Origin of the sequence: Brevibacterium sp. S22 (genome assembly GCF_004745485.1) — a bacterium.
Lineage (GTDB): Bacteria > Actinomycetota > Actinomycetes > Actinomycetales > Brevibacteriaceae > Brevibacterium.
Map to the genome: position 1 here is coordinate 79,629 of NZ_RHFG01000011.1, position 14,753 is coordinate 94,381.

General features: G+C 61.5%; 12 protein-coding genes. 4 read left to right on the plus strand and 8 right to left on the minus strand.

All coding sequences use genetic code 11. From position 1 onward, the window contains the following. The first annotated feature begins 228 nt into the window (after positions 1-228). On the plus strand, positions 229-1,149 hold the full coding sequence (locus tag EB835_RS10955; protein WP_135809505.1) for a sulfite exporter TauE/SafE family protein: 921 nt from the start codon (positions 229-231) through the stop codon (positions 1,147-1,149). 493 nt (positions 1,150-1,642) lie between these two features. On the opposite strand, the gene EB835_RS10960 is transcribed toward EB835_RS10955, so the two are convergent. Both EB835_RS10960 and EB835_RS10965 read right to left on the minus strand, forming a co-directional pair. Beyond that, complete coding sequence (locus tag EB835_RS10960; RefSeq protein ID WP_135809506.1) at positions 1,643-2,710, minus strand: Abi family protein; 1,068 nt, start codon at positions 2,708-2,710, stop codon at positions 1,643-1,645. Positions 2,711-3,014: 304 nt separating this feature from the next. Next, positions 3,015-4,286, minus strand: a complete 1,272-nt coding sequence (locus EB835_RS10965; RefSeq protein WP_135809507.1) for an MFS transporter — start codon at positions 4,284-4,286, stop codon at positions 3,015-3,017. Between the two features lie 371 nt (positions 4,287-4,657). Between EB835_RS10965 and EB835_RS10970 the strand changes: the two genes are divergently transcribed. Together EB835_RS10970 and EB835_RS10975 are read left to right on the plus strand one after the other, a co-directional pair. After that, entirely contained in the window at positions 4,658-5,365 is a 708-nt protein-coding gene (locus EB835_RS10970; protein WP_135809508.1) for an alpha/beta hydrolase, read from the plus strand. Positions 5,366-5,567: 202 nt separating this feature from the next. Continuing rightward, on the plus strand, positions 5,568-8,096 hold the full coding sequence (locus EB835_RS10975; protein WP_135809509.1) for an excinuclease ABC subunit UvrA: 2,529 nt from the start codon (positions 5,568-5,570) through the stop codon (positions 8,094-8,096). Between the two features lie 53 nt (positions 8,097-8,149). Here EB835_RS10975 and EB835_RS10980 read toward each other — a convergent pair whose 3' ends face one another. The 6 genes from EB835_RS10980 to EB835_RS11005 form a co-directional block, all read right to left on the minus strand. After that, positions 8,150-8,494: a hypothetical protein gene (locus EB835_RS10980; protein WP_135809510.1), complete on the minus strand. Its 345-nt coding sequence runs from the start codon at positions 8,492-8,494 to the stop codon at positions 8,150-8,152. Positions 8,495-8,551: 57 nt separating this feature from the next. Beyond that, a complete protein-coding gene (locus EB835_RS10985) occupies positions 8,552-9,376 on the minus strand; it encodes an ABC transporter ATP-binding protein (protein ID WP_135809511.1) in 825 nt (274 codons plus the stop codon). Continuing rightward, positions 9,369-10,220: an ABC transporter permease gene (locus EB835_RS10990; protein ID WP_240688684.1), complete on the minus strand. Its 852-nt coding sequence runs from the start codon at positions 10,218-10,220 to the stop codon at positions 9,369-9,371. The genes EB835_RS10985 and EB835_RS10990 overlap by 8 nt, the downstream gene beginning before the upstream one ends. A 79-nt stretch (positions 10,221-10,299) precedes the next feature. Beyond that, positions 10,300-11,613 carry an FAD-dependent oxidoreductase gene (locus tag EB835_RS10995; protein WP_135809513.1) on the minus strand — a complete coding sequence of 438 codons (1,314 nt, stop codon included), beginning with the start codon at positions 11,611-11,613 and terminating at the stop codon, positions 10,300-10,302. Positions 11,614-11,653: 40 nt separating this feature from the next. Continuing rightward, entirely contained in the window at positions 11,654-12,523 is an 870-nt protein-coding gene (locus EB835_RS11000; RefSeq protein WP_168216712.1) for a D-2-hydroxyacid dehydrogenase, read from the minus strand. An 86-nt stretch (positions 12,524-12,609) separates the two neighbouring features. Continuing rightward, positions 12,610-13,698 carry an Lrp/AsnC family transcriptional regulator gene (locus EB835_RS11005; RefSeq protein WP_168216713.1) on the minus strand — a complete coding sequence of 363 codons (1,089 nt, stop codon included), beginning with the start codon at positions 13,696-13,698 and terminating at the stop codon, positions 12,610-12,612. A gap of 168 nt (positions 13,699-13,866) precedes the next feature. On the opposite strand from EB835_RS11005, the gene EB835_RS11010 reads away from it, so the two are divergent. Then, positions 13,867-14,751 (plus strand): substrate-binding periplasmic protein, encoded by an 885-nt coding sequence (locus tag EB835_RS11010; RefSeq protein ID WP_135809516.1) that lies wholly within the window; start codon positions 13,867-13,869, stop codon positions 14,749-14,751. The last annotated feature ends 2 nt before the right edge of the window (positions 14,752-14,753 follow it).

The window sequence follows — 14,753 nt, forward strand, 5'->3', positions numbered from 1 at the left end:
ATGTCGCGTACAGGCTTGTCATCAGCGAAATATTGCCATTCGGCGTCATTTTTCGACACATGGCGACTGAATTCGTACGATTTCAATGCTCGTTCTGTTCTGCTCAACAGTTTCGATAGTGTGTGCTGTCAACGCGCTTCTGTACTCCTGACACCGTTCGCATCGTCGACGTCGTCCGTACCGTCCGCGCCTCCCCCATCCTTCGCGTCATCCACGAAAGGCAAGCACATGCGTCAGCTCATCATCCTCGGAATAGTCGGCCTCATCGCGCAGCTCATCGACGGCTCCCTGGGCATGGCCTATGGGGTCACCTCAACCACGCTGCTGCTTGCGGCAGGTACGGCACCGGCGGCAGCCTCGGCGGCGGTGCACTTCTCTGAACTGGGCACGACTCTGGTCTCGGGGATCTCCCATCACCGGTTCGGCAATGTCGACTGGCGGACAGTCGGGATCCTCGCCGGGCCCGGGTTCGTCGGGGCGATCGCCGGATCGACGTTCCTCGCCAGCCTCGACGGGGAGGCCGTGACCCCATGGATCTCCGGAATTCTGCTGGCGCTCGGGGTCTATGTCATCTGGCGGTTCCTCGCTCTGGGCGGCAGGCGTCCGGAGTTCCGGTCGCGGCCGAGTGCGGGGATGCTCGTGCCGGTCGGGTTCGTCGGCGGGGCGCTCGATTCCATCGGCGGTGGCGGCTGGGGCCCGGTCGGCACGACGACGCTGCTGTCATCGGGACGACTGGAGCCGCGAAAGGTCATCGGATCGATCGATACGAGCGAGTTCGTCGTCGCCGTCGGCGGTTCGCTCGGATTCCTCATCGCGCTCGGGGCGCAGGGCATCGAGTGGCATATCGTGGGGGCGCTGCTCGTCGGCGGTGTCATCGCAGCGCCGTTCGCCGCATGGCTGGTCAAGCTGCTGCCGGCGAAGGTGCTGGCGGTCGCCGCGGGGGGCATCATCATCCTCACGAACGTCCGCACCATCCTGCTCACCTTCGGCATCGGCAGCTCGTCGGTGTGGCTGGTGCTCGGAGTCTTGGCTCTCGTCTGGTTCGCACTGCTCGCTCACGTCGTGCGGATCGAGCGAGCTGCGGCAAAGGCCCGCAAGGCCGAAGAAGCTGCGGCAGAAGCCGGATCCGAAGCCCCCGTCGGCGGCTGAGCGGCCGGGGCCGTCAGCGGCTGAGCGGCCGGCGACCAGTGAGCGCCCTTCCTTCCGCCGCCCAGCCGCCCAACCGCCTCAAGTAACGCGAAACTCGAAAAACACGCCACCAGCGACGCGAAAAACGAACTTCGCGTTACCTGACGCCGATCCCGAGCCACTGCAACGCCAACCGCCCTCGAACAATAGTCACCGAACAGCTTCCGAAATGGCAGCAGCCCCACCTCGGCGCTTCTGAAATGGCAACGGACCCGACTCTGCGAACGTGCAGCGTCGGGTCCGTTATCTGCCGGGGCGGAATGATGTGTTCGACGGGCCAACTAGGCGGGGGAAAATTGAGCTGCTCAGATAGCAACCTTCATCGGTCATCAGGGAACTTCACCGTCTCAGCTTCAGACATCGCAAGGCTTTCGAAGTATCTATGCCAACTGTCAGCTAGAAGAACTCCGGTCCGCCGTCGCGCTTATGACATCTCGGAAGCGAGCGCCTTGTTTTACTCCAGATCCTCCGTATCTCTGGCACTCGAAAGGGCAGACAACGGCAGGTACCGATGCCCCTGCACGAACGCACTCCCTCGCCCCGTTCGGCCATGGGGTATCGATCCCACCAGCCTTTGCGTCTCCTCGTCTTTGGGACCGGACAGCAGGAAAACCTGATACACCGGAGCATCCCATCCGAGCTTCTTCGAGGCGCGAATGACAGATGCAAGTTTCTGCTGCTCCGGATCGCTCGATTTAGCTAATCGATTGGCGTTTGCATTGTTCCAATCGACTGCGTCGAACCAGTTGAGGATCCGTGGAACGTCCTGTTTGATCTCTTTGTCAGCATAGAAGGCCAAATGATCCACGACCTTGATTGAGCGGCCAGCCTGAAAAACATAGGCGTTCTGTCGACGAACATGATAAAGATCCCAGGCATTGGTTGCAGACACGACGACGACATTGCGGGGAGCATCGATTGGTCGTTGCTCCCCGATCATGCGGACCTTCTCTATAGACCGCAGCCATTTCTCGGCATCTTTGTTGATCCAACTGGTCAACCGGAAGATCTTTTGAGCTTCAACTTCCACGTCAAGCTCGATCAGACTCCCATGATGTGCGATTCGGTTGCGAAGCTGATTGAGAGATTCCAGATATGTCGCTATGACAGATCGATCCGCTTTTGACCCGCGGAACACATACTGGAGTGAATGCCGCCAAAGCTCCTCGTAGTCGTTACCGAACATTGACTGCCAGAACCCAAAAGTGAGGCCCGAATAAATACGCCCAGCCGTAACATCTTTGCCTCGCTTCCTGAGACGCGACGCCACCTCTTCGATGCTCTTCGCCCCCTGGGTCCACGGCGTACCCGGCAGCATCGCTGGAGATTGTCCGTCGGTCTGGAGCTGAGAGATGATTGCGTTACGCAGAAGCACCTCAAAATGGTGGATGATCTCGAAGAGAGCTGCGGAAGCTTCAGCGTTCCACTCGTACAGTCTGCTTGCCAAGTCGTGATCACCACTTGCTGCGGCGCTATACTCGTTGAACCTCTCAACCGACACCCATTTTGGATCTATACGCATACTTTTCGATGTTACACTTTTTGCGTGGCCCCAGGTCGGCCTCTGTCGGTATCTTCGGATTACGCGGCAAGCCCCTGGGGCTTAGTCATGCCCGTCAATTCTCCCTCACTTCAATCACGGCTCAGTATCAAGATTGCTGTTTGAACCCTCCCTTCGTGGTTGATCGCCAAGGCAAGGATCACGTTTAGTGCTCTACGCACTGGCTGTCTCTCCGGTTCCTCAGCAAATCCGGGAGCGTCATTGTGCGGTTCGATTCGAGCTCCAGGTGGGCCGCCCGGCCGCCTCGGCGGGGTGAACCGAACGGTCAGCGCTGGCTGTAGAGCTTCCGGGCCATGATCACGCCGATAAGGGAGAGCAGGGACAGTCCGGCGTAGTAGAAGCCGGGTACGGTCAGCAGGCCAGTCGCGCCGAGCAGGGCGGTGAGGATGAGCGGAGCGAAGCCGCCGAAGATCGCGACACCGAAGCTGTAGGCGATGGTCATACCCGAGCTGCGCACCTTGACGGGGAACAGTTCCGACAGCAGGGCCGGCATCGGGCCGAAGTAGAAGACCATGAACAGGCCGACGATCGCCTCGCACAGGGTGAGGACAGGGATTGACGGGTTTGCTGCCAGGAGGATGAACATCGGCCAGGCGACGATGATGCCGACGATCGTCGTCGGGATCATCACGGTCGTCGCGCCCACTCGGTCGGCGAGACGGCCGGCGAATGGAGCACCGATAAGAGTGATGAGGCCCGCGACGACGGCACCGGGGAACGCCGCCCAAGCGTCGAGGCCGAGGTTGGTGACGGCGAACTGCGGCAGGTACGTGATGAGGTAGACCGAGATGGTCGCCATCGCGATGATGAGGAACGCGGCGAACAGGCGGCCGAAGTACTCACCGAGCAGGACGCGCAGCGGGTTGTCGGTCTTCTCGGCAGCCTGGAACTCAGGTGTGTCGTCCATCTTCGAACGGATGTACCAGCCGACAGGTCCGATGAGCAGGCCGATGGCGAAGGCCACTCGCCAACCCCACGAATGCAGTGCCTCTTCGCTCAGGGTCGAGCTGAGGAGCCATGAGATTCCGGCGGCCAGGAACATCGAGATGCCCTGGGTCGCGGTCTGGAAGGAGGCGTAGTAGGCCTTGCCGCGTTTGGCGTTCTCGGTGAGGAAGGCTGTGGCGGATCCGAATTCGCCACCGGCGGAGATGCCCTGGATGATGCGGGCGATGATAAGGCCGATAGCGCCCCAGATTCCGATCGTCGCCTCGCCGGGCAGGACGACGATGATGAACACACCGAGCGTCATCAGACCGATCGTCAGCGACAGGGCCGACTTGCGGCCGTGCTTGTCGGAGTAGCGGCCGATGAGGATGGCGCCCAGCGGACGGACGACGAAGGTGATGGCGAAGGTCGCCCAGGTCATCAGCTGCGCTGACAGGCCCTCGCCCGGGTGGAAGACCGCGGTGATCGAGGTGGCCATGAACCCGAACAGGATGATGTCATACCACTCGAGGGCATTGCCCAGTCCGGCCGCAACTACGGCTTTGCGGGCGCGGGCCTTCTCTTCGCGGGATTCGACGGGTGTCTCAGTCATCGTGTGCCTCTTCTTGTAGGTGCCCGGGTGCCGTGGTTGGCGAAGCCGGTGGTGGATCGTGGGCTTGCAGGATGCAGGCACCGTTGCTCGTCACCCGGGGCGGATGTTGCTTATTCACAGACCCGGTTGGAGTCTCTGATCTGACAAGTATGCTCCTGTTCTCGTCAGCGAGACGATTGTAGTCCCGTAGTATCCGGCCGCAAAGGCAATCTCAGCAGGTGACGAGTCACGTCAGTGCCGTTTTCATTGCCCGGGGACTCTACTCACGGTAGCCTCAAGCACACTTCACCACTGATCCGTACGCCCGCGAGTCGGCCTTCCTCCCCTACTCAGGCCGGCTCTATGACCTGTCGAAGCAGAAGGACACCGCAATGGCGAGATTCGTACTTGTTCCGGGAGCCTGGATGGGCGGCTGGGCATGGCAGGAAGTCGCCGACCATCTTGTTACCCAAGGGCATGCTGCTGCACCTATCACCTACTCCTCCATGGACCGTGGCATCGGACTCGACGATCACGTCGCTGACGTCGTTCACGCCATCGACGTTGTCGACGGAGAGGAATCGGGCGAGCGCGCACCGGTCGTGCTTGTCGGACACAGCTATGGCGGCCTAGTCGCGGGGCTCGCAGTCGATCGCGCTCGGCGTCGGCCCGATCACACCATCTACGTCGATTCTCCTGTTCCGATGGGGATATCAATGCTCGACGCGATGCCAGCAGACGTCGGTGCCGCTGTCGCAGACCAGGTTGCTGCGACTGGTTTCTGGATGCCCCCATCGTCGGAAGTCCTTGTCGATGACGGAGTAGGCGCGGCCACTGCGGAGGCCGCTGTCGGCATCTGCGTACCGCATCCGGGGAAGACACTGCAGACGCCTGCCAACACCTCGGTCCCTCCTTCGGAGAAAGCCGCCACATATATCCGATGCGTCTCCGCGTCTGGGGACTACCTGTCGTTCGCCGGTGTCGACGAGTTCAAGAACTCGTCGAAGTGGGACTTTCTCACCATCGAGTCTGGTCACTGGCCGATGCTGTCTGCACCGAGCGCGCTGGGGGCTCTGCTGGTCAGGAGAGTAGAGAACTAACAGCAACAGTCCCGAGAGTTCATTGTCGGCCACCCGCGGTCGATAATCCATCTCGCTTCTAGAAGACGCGAACGGACTGCCGAACTGAACAGATTGCAGGTTCTCCGCCGCCTCGCCGCTTTCGGTGCGCAGGGAGATCCCGAAGATTCAGGGCGCAGACCTGACCTGCGTCCATGTCACCACCGGTTGTTACGATCACGATATGTCGACCGAAGCCCGGAATGCTGCCCCTGCCACAGCGGTCGAAGTCCGCGGTGCCCGCGTGCACAACCTGCGCGACGTCGACGTCGATGTGCCGCTGAACACCCTCGTCGCCATCGCCGGCGTCTCCGGGTCGGGCAAGTCCTCACTGGCCATGGGTGTCCTCTATGCCGAAGGCTCCCGCCGCTATATCGAGGCCCTGTCGACCTACACTCGCCGTCGCATGGCCCAAGCCGCCCGCGCCGACGTCGACACCGTCCGCCACATTCCCGCCGCCCTCGCTCTGCGCCAACGCCCCGGAGTCCCCGGCGTGCGCTCGACCTTCGGCACCTCCACCGAGCTGCTCAACGTCATCCGCCTGATGTTCTCTCGGCTGGCCTCCCATCTCTGCCCGAACGGACACCGACAGGAACCGACACTGAACGTCGCCGCCGAGGAGCCGTTCGACTGCCCCGAATGCGGTGAGACCGTGCAGGCTCCCGGCGCCGAGGCGCTGGCCTTCAACTCCGGTGGCGCCTGTCCCCGCTGCGAGGGCATCGGCACGATCAGAGAAGTCGACGACGCCTCCCTCATCCGGGACCCGGATATGTCGATCGACGACGGCACCGTCATCCCCTGGCAGATGTTCGGCTTCAACGTCCAACCGCAGATCGCCCGCGAATTCGGTGTTCGCACCGACGTGCCCTGGCGCGAACTCGAAGAGTGGGAACGCGAGATCGTCTTCGCCGGTCCCGAGGAGAAGAAGCACATCACCGTCACCTCGAAGAAGGGGCTGCACGACCTCGACTTCACCTTCCGCAACGCTCGCCTGACGGTGACGGAGGAACTCAAACGCGCCGACAATGAGAAGCGCTTCGCCCGGGTCAGCCGGTTCCTCTCCGAACAGGTCTGCCCCGACTGCGCAGGCACGCGCCTCTCCCCCGCCGCCCGGGCACCGCGCATCGGTGAGCTCAACCTCGCCGAGGCGACCGCGATGACCCTCGACGAACTCGTCGACTGGGCCGACGATGTTCCTGCCCGGCTCCCGACACCGATGCAGCCCATGGCCCGATCGTTGGTAGACACCCTGCTCGGCATGACCCGCCGACTGCTCGACCTAGGCCTGGGCTACCTCGCCCTCGACCGGGCCGGATCCTCCCTGTCGACCGGTGAACGCCAACGCGTCCAACTCGCCCGTGCCGTACGCAATGAGACCACCGGAGTCCTCTACGTCCTCGACGAACCCTCGATCGGGCTCCACCCCTCGAACATCAAGGGCCTCCAGGGTGTCATCACCGACCTCCTCGACGAGGGCAACTCCGTCGTCATGGTCGACCACGACCCGCTCGTCCTCCGCGAAGCCGACCACCTCATCGAAATCGGCCCCGGGTCCGGCCGCGACGGCGGCACGGTCGTGGCCACCGGCACCGTCGCCGACCTCGACAGCCACCACGAATCCCGCATCGGCGCCTACCTCACCGGACGATCCGAGACCCTCGTGCGCACCCCGGCCGCCGCCTCGGCGACCTTCGACCACGGTCGGATCCACATGCGCACCGCACCGATCCACACAGTCCACGCCCTCGACGCGGAGATCCCGAGGCAGCGACTGACCGTCGTCACGGGAGTGTCCGGATCGGGCAAGACGACCCTCGTCCTCGACAGCCTCGTTCCCGCGCTCAAAGCCGCCGACGAGCGTTCGCGGCCCGATCATGTGCATGAGATCGACGCCGACGGGATCGACCGCGTCAACGTCGTCGACGCCACCCCGATCGGCATCAACGTCCGCTCCACCGTGGCCACCTATTCCGGTGTCCTCGACGACCTCCGGCGTGCGTATGCCCGCCTCGATTCGGCGAAGAACGCCAGGCTCAAGGCCGGGGACTTCTCATACAACACCGGTTCGCTGCGCTGCCCGAAATGCGAGGGAACCGGCGAGATCACCCTCGACGTGCAGTTCCTTCCCGACGTCGACATTCCCTGCCCCGACTGCGAGGGCCGACGGTTCAGCCCCGATGCGGATGAGTACTGTCGCGCCTCGGACGCCGATGGTCAGCCGCTGTCACTGCCGGACCTGTTGGCGATGACCGTCGCCGAGGCGCTTCCCCACCTCGTCGAGATGCGCAAGGTCCACTCGCGGTTGTGGGCACTGCAGGATGTGGGGCTCGGATACCTCACCCTCCACGAGGCGACGCCGGCACTGTCCGGAGGTGAGGCGCAGCGGCTCAAGCTCGCCACGGAGCTCGGGAAGTCTCAGCAGCACACGCTCTTCGTCTTCGACGAACCGACCGTGGGCCTGCACCCCGAGGATGTACGTGTGCTCGTGCGCGTCTTCCAGCAGCTGCTCGACCAGGGTGGAACGGTCCTCGTCATCGAACACGACCTCGACATGATCGCCAACGCTGACCACATCATCGACCTCGGCCCCGGCGGGGGTCAGGACGGCGGAAGGATCGTGGCGACCGGCACCCCAGAGCAGGTCGCCGGCAGCTCACATAGTGTGACCGGTGAGTACCTCAGGGGGCATATGGAGCCGAACTCTGCCGAGTAGAGACACAGCCGACCCATGCGCTTGAGTGCACTTCCCTGGTTATCTGAGCGGCTTCAAGCTCCGCTTGCGGCAGCGCCCACACACAGGACGAGCCCGATGAGCGAGGCAACAGCCATGCCGATCATTGCTCCGGCCATAACCCACAGACGCACTCTGCCTGGTCGAAAGGCGAAGCGGGCAATGAGGAGGATCAGGTAGAGCACCGCTGCTACGACGATCGTGGTGATCGCTGTGGGCACCGCCGTGCTGCCCGAGACGATGATCGCCGCGAGCACGCCCGCGATGACGACGAGGAAGATCCCACCGGCGACAATCCAGATGGTGCCCGAGGAACTGCGCAGCGCAGGCTGATCACTGATGCGACGTGACTCGATCGGCTCGCGTGAACTGTTGTCCATGTCGTCGAATGTACCCAGCGAACCGCGCCTCGGCTAGAGGGGGCAGAGACTCAGCCCTTAGGCTTCTTCCTCCTGCTCCTGCTCTTTCGCCTTCTCGGCCCTGGTGAACGCCTGGTATTCCCGGATCACCTCAAGGGCCGGGCCATCGGCACGCAGTTCGCCCTTCTCGATCCACAGCGCACGGTTACACGTGTCCTTGATCGAACGCATCGAGTGCGAGACGAGGAAGACGGTACCCGCGTTCTCACGGATGGAGCGGATGCGCCCCTCGGAACGGTCACGGAACTTCTTATCGCCCACGTTGAGAGCCTCGTCGACGATGAGGATCTCATGCTGAATCGAGGTCGCAATCGCGAACTTCAGCCGCTGGGACATGCCCGAGGAATACGTGCGCATCGGCAGGTCGATGAAGTCTTCGAGCCCGGTGAACTCGACGATATCGTCGAACTTCTCGTCCACCTCGGCGCGGGTGAGACCCAACGCCAGGGAACCGAGGACGATGTTGCGGGCACCGGAGAGATCCGGGATCAGAGCGGCACCGACACCGAGGAGGTTCGGCCGTGACTTCGCATAGATCGCTCCCTCCGTGGTGGGAGTCAACCCAGTGATCGAACGCATGAGCGTGGACTTGCCTGAGCCGTTGCTGCCGATGATGCCGATCGACTCATTCTTGTGCGCCACGAAGCTCACACCTTTGAGGGCATGGACTTCCTGGATGCCGCGCTGGCGTTTGAGCACTCCGCCCCCCGCGCCGAGCTTGAGCTTCTTGCCGGTGGCAAGCGTCTTGTAGCGGACGTGGACGTTGTCGCAGACGACGACGGGCTCATTATTTTGGGCGACCTCGGGAACGCTGCCCGTGTCGTGTTCGGTGTTCTCACTCATTGCGACCGTACCTTTCCTCGGCCTGCCAGAAGAAGATGAAGCCGAAGATGAAGATGCCGAAGGCCCAGATGGCCAAGTGCCAGAAGTAGTCGTAGGGAACGACTCCATCCTTCATGAGGATGCCGCGGGCGATGGCGAGCACATTGTTGATCGGCTGCCAGTCGGCGAAGGGCTGCAGGCTCGGATTGATCTTGTCGACCATGACCTTGAGGTCGAAGAAGACGCCCGAGGTGTAGAAGATCATGCGGGAGATGAACGGAGTGACCTGTGACAGGTCCCGGAAATGCACGGTGACGCGCGCGAAGATGAACGCCACACCCTGGTTGAAGACCCAGAACAGGAAGACCAACGGAATGAAGAGGAACCAGTCCCAGTCCGGTCTGCCGCCCCACATCATCGCCAACAGCGCCATGAAGATGAAGGTGGGGATGAAGTTGAGCAGGTTCTGGAACACGATGGCGATCGGCAGAACGATGCGCGGGAACGGCAGCGACTGGACGAGCGAGGCGTTGTTGATGATCGACTTCGCGCCGCCGTTCATCGAGGTGTTGAAGAACTCGAGGACGAAGACACCGATGACGACGAAGGGGGCGAAGTCGTCGGGACGTGCGGTGGCGCCCTTCATAATGACGCCGAAGACCGTGCCGTAGATCAGAGCTGAGAATGACGGTCGCAGCAGCACCCAGAGCATGCCGAGACGGTTGCGTTCGTTCTCCGACTGCAGCCGATACTTCGCCAGCGTGTACGTGAAGTCGCTGCGGCTGATCAGATGCTTGACGTACTGGGGCAGAGACGGCCGTCCACCCACTCTCTCGAGTCCGTGCTCGGCAGCAAGCCTGGCCATATCCATGAACAGTAGATTCTCTCGTCGGCAACTGGGGATAGAACAAATGAAAAGTCTACGTGATGAGACTAGCGTAGGTTCACAGTCGGCTGTGAGCCTTGAAGTCGAAGTTCGGGTCCTCTAATCGGGCTCTCGTGGGGATGTGGTTACCTCCGAGTACACGTCGGGCAGCCGCCTGCATCGGCGGCCAGTTGAGCGTTTCGACTCCGACGAGCTTCGACTCGGGGTCGGGCCCGTCGAAGTGGAAGACCTGGAACTTCGCGCCGGTGGGGTCGTGCCGGATGATCGTGTCGTCGGCGTCTGGGCTCGTCAGCCCCGCCGTGAACACCTTTTCCGGGCCTTGGAAGCTCCAGTGCCAGGGGACGTCCGACCAGACTTTAGGCTCGGCTTCTGACCCATTTCCCGGGTTGAGTTCAGACGTTCTCTCACCATCATCCCCGGTTTCCTCCGGCACCTCGGCGAGGAGTTCGGCGAGGAACTTCCCGTGGCTTTCAGCCACCGGTTCACATGCCCACGGGTGATCGAGAGCATAGGGACCGGCGGTGACGATGGCGCAGTCACCGGCAGCGAAGACACCCGGATGGGATGTTGCCAAACTCTCATCCACGTCCCAGGCAGAAGCAGGTCGGTGACCGTCGATCGGGATCAGCCGAGGACGCGCTCCGACGCTGGTGATGAAGAGGTCGTGAACATCGGCGCGAATGTCGTCCGGGCTCGCCGTGTGGGTGACGAACTCGACGCCGGCGGCCCTGTGCTTCTCGAACAGCGCCTGTCGCACGGGAGCGGAGAGCTGTTTGCGCAGGGGCTCGCCCCCGCGCAGGTAGACCGTGGCGTGGTGTCCGGCAACCACCGCCGAGGTGGCCACTTCCATTCCGAGATAACCGGAGCCCAGCACCCCGACGTTGAGGGCTTCGCTTGCGTTGTTCACGCGGTCGAGGATCCATTCGGCGTCAGCGAGGTCATAGACCGGCAGGGCGTCCGGATAGGCGGGGATCTGCGGGCGGTTGGCTTCCATCCCGGTGGCGAGGATGCAGTGGGTGAAGTCGATGGACTCTCCAGTGGCCAGGTGGATGGTGCCGACGGTCGCGTGGTGGTCGGCAAGCCGATGGGGGTGTCGCTGGGTCTCGGAGGTGTAGCGTGTCTCGGCGGCCGCCTCGGCGAAGGTGATCTCCTCTGCCCAATCCCGGACGAAGGTGATGTTCTCGGTCGATTCAAGGTGGTAGGGCAGATGGTGACGGGAGCCGTCGAAGAGGTGTTTCGACAGAGGCGGACGCTCGCAGGTCTCGCCGGCGTGCGGGTCGATGATGGCGACCGATTGGCCGCGCGCGTCCAACTCTCGGGCCGCAGTCGTGCCAGCCAGTCCCCCACCGATGATGACGATCCGCTTGCTCATGTCTCCATGCTAATCCTCGCCGAGGCGTGCTCACGCGAGGTCAGGAGGGCACAGAACGATTCTTCAAAGGAGTGCCATCACAGTAGCGTTGCAAGTTGTCGATGAACAGAGCAGTGAAGTTGTCGTGACGTTCCACCGTCTCTCCTGCCATATGCGGGCTGATAACGACGTTGCGGGCGCTGAGGAGTGGATGGCCGTCAGGCAGTGGCTCCGGTGCGGTCACATCCAGCACCGCCAAAGAATCGGGTCTCGCCGCAAGTGCGTCGGCCAGAGCAACCTGGTCAACCGTGCTGCCACGACCGACGTTGACAAAGACTGCCGCGCGTCCGAGCCTGTCCAACAACGTCCTATTGATAAAACCTTCAGTGGACGGTGTCGCAGGCAGACACGCCACGACGGCATCAAAGTCGCCGATTCTTGCGGGAAGGTCGTCGGCACTCACATATTCGTCGAAGATCGGGTCCAATCGCAGCGGGTGACGACGGAAGCCGGCAACTGCTCCGAATCCCGCCTTTTTGAGTGTTCTTGCGCACTCTGTCCCAATGCCTCCAGCTCCCAGAACCAAGGTCGTCATTGATCGGTTAGCAAGAGGCTCCCGCGGCATCCAGCGTCCCTGCTGAGTGTCAAGTACAGATACGTGTAGACCCTTCGACCACTGGAGGACGGCACCCAAGACGAATTCGGCGATCGCTGCGTCAAGAACTCCTCTTGAATTTGTAAGCATCACACCGCGGTCCTTGAGAAGCTGAAGGTCGACATGATCGAGACCTGCCATATTCAGGTGGATCCATTTCAGGTCGGGAGCAAGCCCAAGCAGAGATTCCATGTCAGTCCAGAAGCCGCCGCGTACGAGCATGACCTCGGTACGGTGGTCCAAGGTATTGATCGCAGCCGGAAGCAGACGTTGCACCTCCACGTGGGACGGAAGGTTAGCAAACAGCGGGGAGTCCGCTCCCCCTGGCCGATCGAGGATGGCGACTTTGAGCTCGGCAGCTCTTACCATCGGCCTTCGCCTCCCTCTAACAGGCGCGTATCGGCAGTTTCGGGTGGACTGTCAGATGATGACAAAGTCGACCCAGGCGGCTTGAAGAGCCAGTCCGGGCCCGAAATCCCGACATAGGAACTACAGGAAACCATGTTCCATACACGCTTGTACGTCTCCGTCTGCATCATGATCTCCGATTTCTTGATGCCGTCGATCGCTCCGAGAACATCTGTCATGAATGCGTGCATATCGGTGTGGTACCTCAGCACGAACTGTCCGACGAGGTTGTACCGTCCGGCCGTCGCAAAGAGAGTCTTGGTCTCCTTCATTGCCGCGAGTTCCGTACCGATGGCTGACAAACGAGAAGGTTCGACATTGAGCCACGCCCAAAAGGAGGTCTGAAAGCCCAACAGCTCAGGTTCGACAAGCACTCGGAAGGACACGACGTCCCGACTGATAAGGGACTCCAGGATTCGCCTTGCGGTACTCTCGGACTTCCCGATCGGCTCTGCCAAATCGCTCAGCGAGGTCCGTCCGTCTTCCAGCAGCAGTCCGAGCACAATCAATTCTTCACGGGACAGCCGTGAACCCATTCTCTCCTGTCGGACGTCTATTTCGCGGTTCACTGTGTCAGGGAGCCAATCCTGGCCCGAAGTGTAAGTGTGGGTGACGACGAACAGTTCCGCTTCAACGTCAAACTGCAGGGTGACCTCGTGGATTATGCGTTGCACTCCGACGAGTGACGGCATGACGATCTCGGCGACGCATCCCGCAGACCCTGCAACAGCAGCAACGTACCGCACATCCTGACGGGCCTGCAGCGATTTGAGGAAGTCCGGCCGCGATGAATCCCTCCCGCGGAATTGGACCATGACGGGGACAGCGAGATCCAAGCCGGCGACATCCACTCGGCCGGTCACACGCAGACGCCCGTCACTGTGGAGCGATTCGAATCGCCGTCGGACAGTGCTCGTCGAACTGTTCGCCATTGCAGCAATGCTCGACCACGCTGCGCGCCCGTTCTTGTGGAGGGCGCGGACGATCTCCTGGTCGAGATCATCCAAGACCGACAAACCTGACCCTTCAAGTGATGAACCCATTTGGTCATTTCCTTCATTTAGAACTACCTCTATGAACAAATATAGCGCACAAGCTCTTGACATGGCATAGATGCTCATAGTTGTATTTAGAGACAACGCCTCACGCCGAGTGCACCTGATGACTGATCGACCAATCAAAGACGATCCCGACCACAATCGAGGTAACCCATGGCTGTATCCGCATTCGCGACGAAGGCAGTGTCTCGGACTGCTAAGATCGTCGCTCTCGCAGCATCTCTGGCTCTTGTCATGTCCGGCTGCTCAGCGGGTGACGAGAAGAGTACGGTCGCTGAAGACTGTGAGCCCACCGCTGAAGTCGACACGCTGCACAAGGGGAAACTCACAGTTCTCGTGGCCGAACATCCTCCTTTCGTCACCACCGAGAACGGAAACCTCACCGGCATCGAGGGTGAGCTCATCAACGAGGTCGCCTCAGATCTCTGCCTCGAAGTGGATTCCTCGACTACGTCGTTCTCTGCGGTCATCGAGGGCCTCCAGTCCGGCCGAGCTGATCTGTCAGCCGGAAACTGGACCGTCAACGACGAACGCAGAGAGCTCTTCGAAGTCAGTGATGGGCTGTACGAGGGAGGAATGGGGATCGTCACGCGCGGCGAAGAACTCACCGAAGTCGACTCGCTCAAGGGGAAGTCGCTGGGGACGCCGCAGGGATACCTATGGATCGATCAGCTGCACAAGCTCTACGGCGATGACACCGTCCGAGAGTACCAGTCTGACAACGCAGTCCTCGACGATGTCAAAGCGAAGCGAATCGACGTCGGAGTGGTCAGCATCCTCGCTAATACGTGGAGGCTCACACAGGACCAGTACTCCGATCTCAAGATCAACAAAATGCAGAACTCGCCCGATCTGCCATACACCCAAGCGCCACCCCTCTCGGTCGTCCTCGTCCAAAAGGGCAATACTGCCCTCAAGGACGCCACGAACCAGTCGATTGCTGACTATAAGGATTCGGGCGATATCGACAAGAGCTTCGAGAAATATGGCCTTGATCCAGCACTCGTGACACCCAACGACGGCTCAGACTCCAACTGATC

What these genes read in the sequence shown, in the direction of transcription:
- EB835_RS10985 (WP_135809511.1), bottom strand. Translation starts at nt 9,376, where the DNA reads ATGAGTGAGAACACCGAACACGACACGGGCAGCGTTCCCGAGGTCGCC.
- EB835_RS10965 (WP_135809507.1), bottom strand. Translation starts at nt 4,286, where the DNA reads ATGACTGAGACACCCGTCGAATCCCGCGAAGAGAAGGCCCGCGCCCGC.
- EB835_RS10955 (WP_135809505.1), top strand. Translation starts at nt 229, where the DNA reads ATGCGTCAGCTCATCATCCTCGGAATAGTCGGCCTCATCGCGCAGCTC.
- EB835_RS11005 (WP_168216713.1), bottom strand. Translation starts at nt 13,698, where the DNA reads ATGGGTTCATCACTTGAAGGGTCAGGTTTGTCGGTCTTGGATGATCTC.
- EB835_RS10960 (WP_135809506.1), bottom strand. Translation starts at nt 2,710, where the DNA reads ATGCGTATAGATCCAAAATGGGTGTCGGTTGAGAGGTTCAACGAGTAT.
- EB835_RS11010 (WP_135809516.1), top strand. Translation starts at nt 13,867, where the DNA reads ATGGCTGTATCCGCATTCGCGACGAAGGCAGTGTCTCGGACTGCTAAG.
- EB835_RS10980 (WP_135809510.1), bottom strand. Translation starts at nt 8,494, where the DNA reads ATGGACAACAGTTCACGCGAGCCGATCGAGTCACGTCGCATCAGTGAT.
- EB835_RS10970 (WP_135809508.1), top strand. Translation starts at nt 4,658, where the DNA reads ATGGCGAGATTCGTACTTGTTCCGGGAGCCTGGATGGGCGGCTGGGCA.
- EB835_RS10975 (WP_135809509.1), top strand. Translation starts at nt 5,568, where the DNA reads ATGTCGACCGAAGCCCGGAATGCTGCCCCTGCCACAGCGGTCGAAGTC.
- EB835_RS10995 (WP_135809513.1), bottom strand. Translation starts at nt 11,613, where the DNA reads ATGAGCAAGCGGATCGTCATCATCGGTGGGGGACTGGCTGGCACGACT.
- EB835_RS10990 (WP_240688684.1), bottom strand. Translation starts at nt 10,220, where the DNA reads ATGGCCAGGCTTGCTGCCGAGCACGGACTCGAGAGAGTGGGTGGACGG.